At 61.7% G+C, this 5833-nt stretch carries 8 protein-coding genes; 5 read left to right on the top strand and 3 right to left on the bottom strand.

Annotation, left to right across the window (positions count from 1 at the left end; genetic code table 11):
* Nucleotides 1-13 precede the first annotated feature (13 nt).
* The 3 genes from APH25_RS14635 to APH25_RS14645 form a co-directional block, all read right to left on the bottom strand.
* On the bottom strand, nucleotides 14-259 hold the full coding sequence (locus tag APH25_RS14635; protein ID WP_028631724.1) for a hypothetical protein: 246 nt from the start codon (nucleotides 257-259) through the stop codon (nucleotides 14-16).
* Nucleotides 260-342: 83 nt separating this feature from the next.
* Nucleotides 343-684 (bottom strand): zinc ribbon domain-containing protein YjdM, encoded by a 342-nt coding sequence (locus APH25_RS14640; RefSeq protein ID WP_028631723.1) that lies wholly within the window; start codon nucleotides 682-684, stop codon nucleotides 343-345.
* Between the two features lie 159 nt (nucleotides 685-843).
* Nucleotides 844-1812, bottom strand: a complete 969-nt coding sequence (locus tag APH25_RS14645; protein ID WP_060482422.1) for a polyprenyl synthetase family protein — start codon at nucleotides 1810-1812, stop codon at nucleotides 844-846.
* A 244-nt stretch (nucleotides 1813-2056) separates the two neighbouring features.
* Between APH25_RS14645 and rplU the strand changes: the two genes are divergently transcribed.
* The 5 genes from rplU to APH25_RS14670 all read left to right on the top strand — a co-directional run bounded on the left by rplU (nucleotide 2057) and on the right by APH25_RS14670 (nucleotide 5747).
* Entirely contained in the window at nucleotides 2057-2371 is a 315-nt protein-coding gene (gene rplU, locus APH25_RS14650) for a 50S ribosomal protein L21 (RefSeq protein WP_003247466.1), read from the top strand.
* Between the two features lie 38 nt (nucleotides 2372-2409).
* On the top strand, nucleotides 2410-2667 hold the full coding sequence (gene rpmA / locus APH25_RS14655; RefSeq protein WP_003247464.1) for a 50S ribosomal protein L27: 258 nt from the start codon (nucleotides 2410-2412) through the stop codon (nucleotides 2665-2667).
* A 188-nt stretch (nucleotides 2668-2855) separates the two neighbouring features.
* Nucleotides 2856-4082, top strand: a complete 1227-nt coding sequence (gene cgtA / locus APH25_RS14660) for an Obg family GTPase CgtA (protein ID WP_028631721.1) — start codon at nucleotides 2856-2858, stop codon at nucleotides 4080-4082.
* A gap of 85 nt (nucleotides 4083-4167) precedes the next feature.
* Nucleotides 4168-5286, top strand: a complete 1119-nt coding sequence (proB, locus tag APH25_RS14665; protein ID WP_060482423.1) for a glutamate 5-kinase — start codon at nucleotides 4168-4170, stop codon at nucleotides 5284-5286.
* Nucleotides 5283-5747, top strand: coding sequence for a CreA family protein (locus APH25_RS14670; RefSeq protein WP_060482424.1), 465 nt, complete (start codon nucleotides 5283-5285; stop codon nucleotides 5745-5747). The genes proB and APH25_RS14670 overlap by 4 nt, the downstream gene beginning before the upstream one ends.
* Nucleotides 5748-5833 lie beyond the last annotated feature (86 nt).

Consider the following 5833-nt stretch of genomic DNA (forward strand, 5'->3'; position numbering starts at 1 on the left):
GGCTCCACAGAGCTCAATTCCAGTCTGTTCCGCCTGGGCGCAAGGCCCGTGCATAGCAGAACAGAAACAGGTTGCGCACCAGCTCCTTCAGCACCCCAGGCTCGCTCGAGTTCAGGCCGTTCATGTCCAGGTCGCCCTGGTCACGCAATTCGTCCAGTGCTTCTTCCTCGAGCACCGCGCACACCTCACCGGTTTCCCGATGAAGGATGCGCAGGTAGGGATGAGGGCGGTCCAGCCAGGCGTCTATCAGATAAGTCATGACCATTCTCCTTGGATAGCTTTCCAATGAGAATAATTCTTATTATCAAAATAGCAAGAACCAATTGGCGGATTCTTGTGAAATCAGACCTTGCGCACGAACTCGGACTTCAGCTTCATGGCGCCGATGCCGTCGATCTTGCAGTCGATGTCATGGTCGCCGTCGCACAGGCGAATGTTCTTGACCTTGGTGCCGACCTTGACCACCAGGGAGGAACCCTTGACCTTGAGGTCTTTGATGACGGTGACGGTATCACCATCCTGCAGGACGTTGCCCACCGAATCCTTTTTCACCACCTCGTCGCTGGCCGCCTCGGCGTCGCCGCTGGCCGACCACTCGTGGGCGCACTCTGGGCAGATCAGCTGAGTGCCATCCTCGTAGGTGTATTCGGAGTTGCATTTCGGGCAGGGTGGCAAAGTACTCACTTCGGTTCCTCTAACAGGCGGGTGTTTAAAAACCCACATTGTAAAAGGTATTGCTGCAGAAGTGATTTTGTCCGGACAAATGCAAGCGCGGGCAAGCCCACTCCCACGACAGCACCGCTGCAGGAGCGGGCTTGCCCGCGACAGAGGCGATGCGGCCTGTCAGTGAGTGCGCGCGACCGCGAACTCGCTCAGCTCCACCAGTGCGTCCCGGTACTCGCTGGCCGGCAGCACTTCGAGGCATTCAATGGCGCGTTTCACGTAGCTGCGCGCCATTTCAGCGGTGTATTTGAGGGCGCCGGATGCCTCCACCGCTGCGCGGATCTGCTCGAGGTCTTCCAGGCCGCCTTTCTGGATAGCCTTGCGCACCAGCGCAGCCTGCTCGGCGGTGCCTTCGCGCATGGTGTAGATCAGCGGCAGGGTCGGCTTGCCTTCGGCCAGGTCGTCGCCCACGTTCTTGCCCAGGGCCTCTGCATCGCCTTCGTAGTCGAGCAGGTCGTCCACCAGCTGGAAGGCCACGCCCAGGTGGTCACCGAAGGTGCGCAGCGCCTCGCGCTGGGCGTCGGTGGCCTGGGCCAGCGCTGCGGCGCTGTGGGTGGACGCTTCGAACAGCATGGCGGTCTTCCCACGGATGACGTCCATGTAGACGTCCTCGGTGGTGCTGGCATCGCGCACCCGCGACAGCTGCAGCACTTCGCCCTCGGCGATCACGCGGGTGGCCTTGGACAGGATCTGCATCACCGGCATGGAGTTCAGCTCGACCATCATTTCGAACGAGCGGGAATAAAGGAAGTCGCCTACCAGCACGCTGGGGGCGTTACCCCACAGTGCATTGGCGGTGGAGCGACCGCGGCGCATGCCGGACATGTCGACCACATCGTCGTGCAGCAGGGTGGCGGTGTGCAGAAATTCGATGGTGGCGGCCAGCAGGCGCAGGTCGTCGCCCTGGTGCCCAAGGGCCTTGCCGCACAGCAGCACCAGCAGCGGGCGCAGACGCTTGCCACCGGCGGACGTGATATAGTCGCCGATCTTCGATACCAACGGCACGCGCGAGGTCAGCTGCTTCTTGATGATCTCGTCGACGGCGCTGAAATCGTCAGCCACCGCACGGTAGAAGGTTTGGGGTTGCATCGGCTGCTCCAGTGAGGTTGCGCGGCATGCTAGGTTGCGGGTCCCGGTGTGTCAAGGCACGGTGCCAGTCGGCCGGGGGCGGTACTTGCAAGCAAAACCCGGGTTGCGTACAATCGCGCACCCTAACTTCCTGGGCAGCACCTGCCTTACGCAATTGCGCCGGGCCGTTCCAGCCCTGTGCAGCCATGCCAGCCAATACTCATCATATAAAGCGCTGGGTGAGCAGGATTATCGGAGAAATACCATGTCTTACGCAGTAATCGTTACCGGCGGCAAGCAGTACAAAGTCGCTGAAGGTGAATTCCTCAAGATCGAAAAGCTGGAAGTCGCCACTGGCGAATCCGTGACCTTCGATCGCGTCCTGCTGGTCGCCAACGGTGAAGAAGTCACCATCGGTGCTCCAGTTGTTGCTGGCGCTAAAGTAGTGGCCGAAGTCGTTTCGCAAGGCCGCCACGACAAGGTTCGCATCATCAAGTTCCGTCGTCGTAAGCACCACATGAAGCGTATGGGCCACCGCCAGTGGTTCACCGAGATCAAAATCACCGGCATCCAGGCTTAATCCCCTAGATCCCCTGAATTTATTTGGAGAATTGAACCATGGCTCACAAGAAGGCTGGTGGTAGTACTCGTAACGGTCGCGACTCAGAATCGAAACGCCTTGGCGTGAAGATGTATGGCGGCCAGGTTATCAAGCCCGGCAACATCATCGTCCGTCAGCGCGGCACCGAATTCCACGCTGGCTACGGCGTTGGCATGGGCAAGGACCACACCTTGTTCGCCAAGATCGAAGGCGTGATCAAGTTCGAGAAGAAAGGCGAGTTCATGCGCCGTTACGTGAGCATCGTCGCCGCTTAATCGCGACGTCGCTCCAGAAGCCCCGTCATGCGACGGGGCTTTTTCGTTTGTGGTGAGCCTCTTGCAAAGCTGTTTGTCTGGGTTGCCGGCGTTGGTTTCTACGGTCGTACGGGGCCGCCGCGCTCATTTTTGCAAGAGCCTCATGTTTTTGAGTCATTCAACTCGTCTAGCGACGAGAGGCGGTTTTAATGAAGTTTGTTGACGAAGTATCCATTCGGGTCAAGGCCGGCGACGGCGGCAACGGTTGCATGAGCTTCCGTCGCGAAAAATTCATCGAGAACGGTGGCCCCAACGGTGGTGACGGCGGTGACGGCGGCTCGGTGTACATGGTTGCCGACGAAAACCTCAATACCCTGGTCGACTATCGCTACACCCGTCATCACGAAGCCCAGCGCGGCTCCAATGGCGGCAGCACCGATTGCACCGGCAAGAAGGGTGAAGACCTGTTCCTGCGCGTACCGGTGGGCACCACCGTGATCGACGCTTCCACCCAGGAGGTGATCGGTGACCTGGTTACCCCAGGCCAGAAACTGATGGTCGCCCAGGGCGGCTGGCACGGCCTGGGCAACACCCGCTTCAAGTCCAGCACCAACCGTGCGCCGCGCCAGACCACCCCAGGCAAGCCGGGCGACCAGCGCGACCTGAAGATGGAAATGAAAGTGCTCGCCGACGTCGGCCTGCTGGGCTTGCCCAATGCTGGCAAGAGCACCTTCATCCGCTCGGTATCGGCCGCCAAGCCGAAAGTGGCCGACTACCCGTTCACTACCCTGGTGCCAAACCTGGGTGTGGTCAGTGTCGACCGCTGGAAGAGCTTCGTCATCGCCGACATCCCCGGCCTGATCGAAGGCGCCTCCGAGGGCGCTGGCCTGGGTATTCGCTTCCTCAAGCACCTGGCGCGCACCCGTGTGCTGCTGCACCTGGTCGACATCGCGCCGCTGGACGAAAGCAGCCCGGCCGATGCCGCAGAAGTCATCGTCAACGAGTTGACCCGCTTCAGCCCCTCGCTGGCCGAACGTGAGCGTTGGCTGGTGCTGAATAAGTCGGACATGGTCATGGACGACGAGCGCGACGAACGTGTCCAGGAAGTGATCGACCGCCTGCAGTGGGAAGGCCCGGTCTACGTGATCTCGGCCATCTCCAAGCAAGGCACCGACAAGCTCAGCCACGACCTGATGCGCTACCTCGAAGACCGCGCCGACCGCCTGGCCAACGACCCGGCTTACGCCGAAGAACTGGCCGACCTCGACCAGCGTATCGAAGACGAAGCCCGTGCCCAGTTGCAGGCCCTGGACGATGCCCGCACCTTGCGCCGCACTGGCGTGAAGAGCGTGCACGACATCGGCGACGACGACGGCTGGGACGATGATTTCGAGGACGACGAAGACGGCCCGGAAATCATTTACGTGCGCGACTGACCGGTTGCAGTACACTAAACGCCGCTCTCAGGAGCGGCGTTTTTGTATCCACGGTATCTACAGATTCGACATAGGTTGGAAGAAGATGCGAAGCAAGGTGACGGGCGCCAGGCGCTGGGTCGTGAAGATTGGCAGTGCGCTGCTGACCGCCGATGGCAAAGGCCTCGACCGCGGTGCCATGGCCGTGTGGGTCGAGCAGATGGTCGCGCTGCGTGAGGCGGGGGTTGAGCTGGTGCTGGTGTCTTCCGGGGCCGTGGCGGCTGGCATGAGCCAGCTGGGCTGGACGTCGCGACCTAGTGCGATGAACGAGCTGCAGGCTGCCGCTTCCATTGGCCAGATGCGCCTGGTGCAGGCCTGGGAGTCCAGCTTCGGCGAGCATGGCAAGCACACCGCGCAGATCCTGCTGACCCATGACGACCTGTCCGACCGCAAGCGTTACCTGAACGCCCGCAGCACCCTGCGCACCCTGGTTGAGCTGGGCGTGGTGCCGGTGATCAATGAGAACGACACCGTGGTCACCGACGAAATCCGCTTTGGCGACAACGATACCTTGGCGGCGCTGGTGGCCAACCTGGTAGAGGCTGACCTGCTGGTGATCCTTACCGATCGCGACGGCATGTTCGACGCCGACCCGCGTAACAACCCCCATGCCCAGCTGATCAGCGAAGCCCGCGCCGATGACCCGGCGCTGGACGCGGTGGCGGGTGGAACCGGCGGTGCCCTGGGCCGTGGCGGCATGCAGACCAAGCTGCGCGCAGCGCGCCTGGCAGCGCGTTCCGGGGCCCATACCATCATCATCGGTGGGCGCATCGAGCGTGTGCTCGACCGCCTCAAGGCCGGCGAACAGCTGGGTACGCTGTTGTCGCCCGAGCGTGGCATGCTGGCCGCCCGCAAGCAGTGGCTGGCGGGGCATCTGCAAACCCGTGGCACCCTGGTGCTCGATGCCGGTGCCGTGCAGGCCCTGCGCCAGGCCAACAAGAGCCTGCTGCCGGTCGGCGTCAAGACCGTGCAGGGCAGCTTCCGCCGCGGCGAAATGGTGGTGTGCGTGGGCCCCGATGGCCTGGAGGTCGCACGCGGCCTGGCCAACTACAATGCCCTGGAAGCGCAGAAGATTATTGGCCAGCCGTCCGATGCCATCGAGACGATACTGGGTTACAGCGCCGAGCCTGAGCTGGTGCATCGCGACAATCTGGTACTGGTATGACTAGGCTGAAAAAGATCTTTGCCGTGGCGGCGCTGGCGCTGCCCATGCTGGCCGGCGCCGAGGAAATCGGCCAGGTATCCACTGTCTTCAAGTTCCTGGGGCCGAACGACCGCATTGTGGTCGAAGCATTTGACGACCCCAAGGTCGAGGGCGTGACCTGCTACCTGTCTCGAGCCAAGACGGGCGGGGTGAAGGGTGGGCTGGGGTTGGCGGAGGACCGTGCGGAAGCGTCGATTGCCTGCCGTCAGGTTGGGCCGATCAGCTTCAAGGGCGACCTGAAGGATGGCGACGTGGTGTTCAAGGAGCGCACCTCGCTGGTGTTCAAGACCATGCAGGTGGTGCGCTTCCTGGACAAGAAGCGCAACACGCTGGTGTACCTGGTATACAGCGACCGCATTGTGGAAGGCAGCCCACAGAACGCCGTGACCGCGATCCCGATTCTGCCCTGGGCACAGCAGTAACTCTGTAGCAGCACTAACCCTGCTGCTACAACATCAATCCTGTGGGAACAACTGTCTTCCACAAAATCTGAATGCTGGCGCAATCC

Source organism: Pseudomonas sp. NBRC 111119 (assembly GCF_001320125.1).
GTDB lineage: Bacteria > Pseudomonadota > Gammaproteobacteria > Pseudomonadales > Pseudomonadaceae > Aquipseudomonas > Aquipseudomonas parafulva.

Bases quoted from the DNA above. Each gene is read 5' to 3' on its own strand.
- rpmA (WP_003247464.1), top strand. From the start codon at position 2,410: ATGGCTCACAAGAAGGCTGGTGGTAGTACTCGTAACGGTCGCGACTCA.
- APH25_RS14670 (WP_060482424.1), top strand. From the start codon at position 5,283: ATGACTAGGCTGAAAAAGATCTTTGCCGTGGCGGCGCTGGCGCTGCCC.
- proB (WP_060482423.1), top strand. From the start codon at position 4,168: ATGCGAAGCAAGGTGACGGGCGCCAGGCGCTGGGTCGTGAAGATTGGC.
- rplU (WP_003247466.1), top strand. From the start codon at position 2,057: ATGTCTTACGCAGTAATCGTTACCGGCGGCAAGCAGTACAAAGTCGCT.
- APH25_RS14635 (WP_028631724.1), bottom strand. From the start codon at position 259: ATGACTTATCTGATAGACGCCTGGCTGGACCGCCCTCATCCCTACCTG.
- cgtA (WP_028631721.1), top strand. From the start codon at position 2,856: ATGAAGTTTGTTGACGAAGTATCCATTCGGGTCAAGGCCGGCGACGGC.
- APH25_RS14645 (WP_060482422.1), bottom strand. From the start codon at position 1,812: ATGCAACCCCAAACCTTCTACCGTGCGGTGGCTGACGATTTCAGCGCC.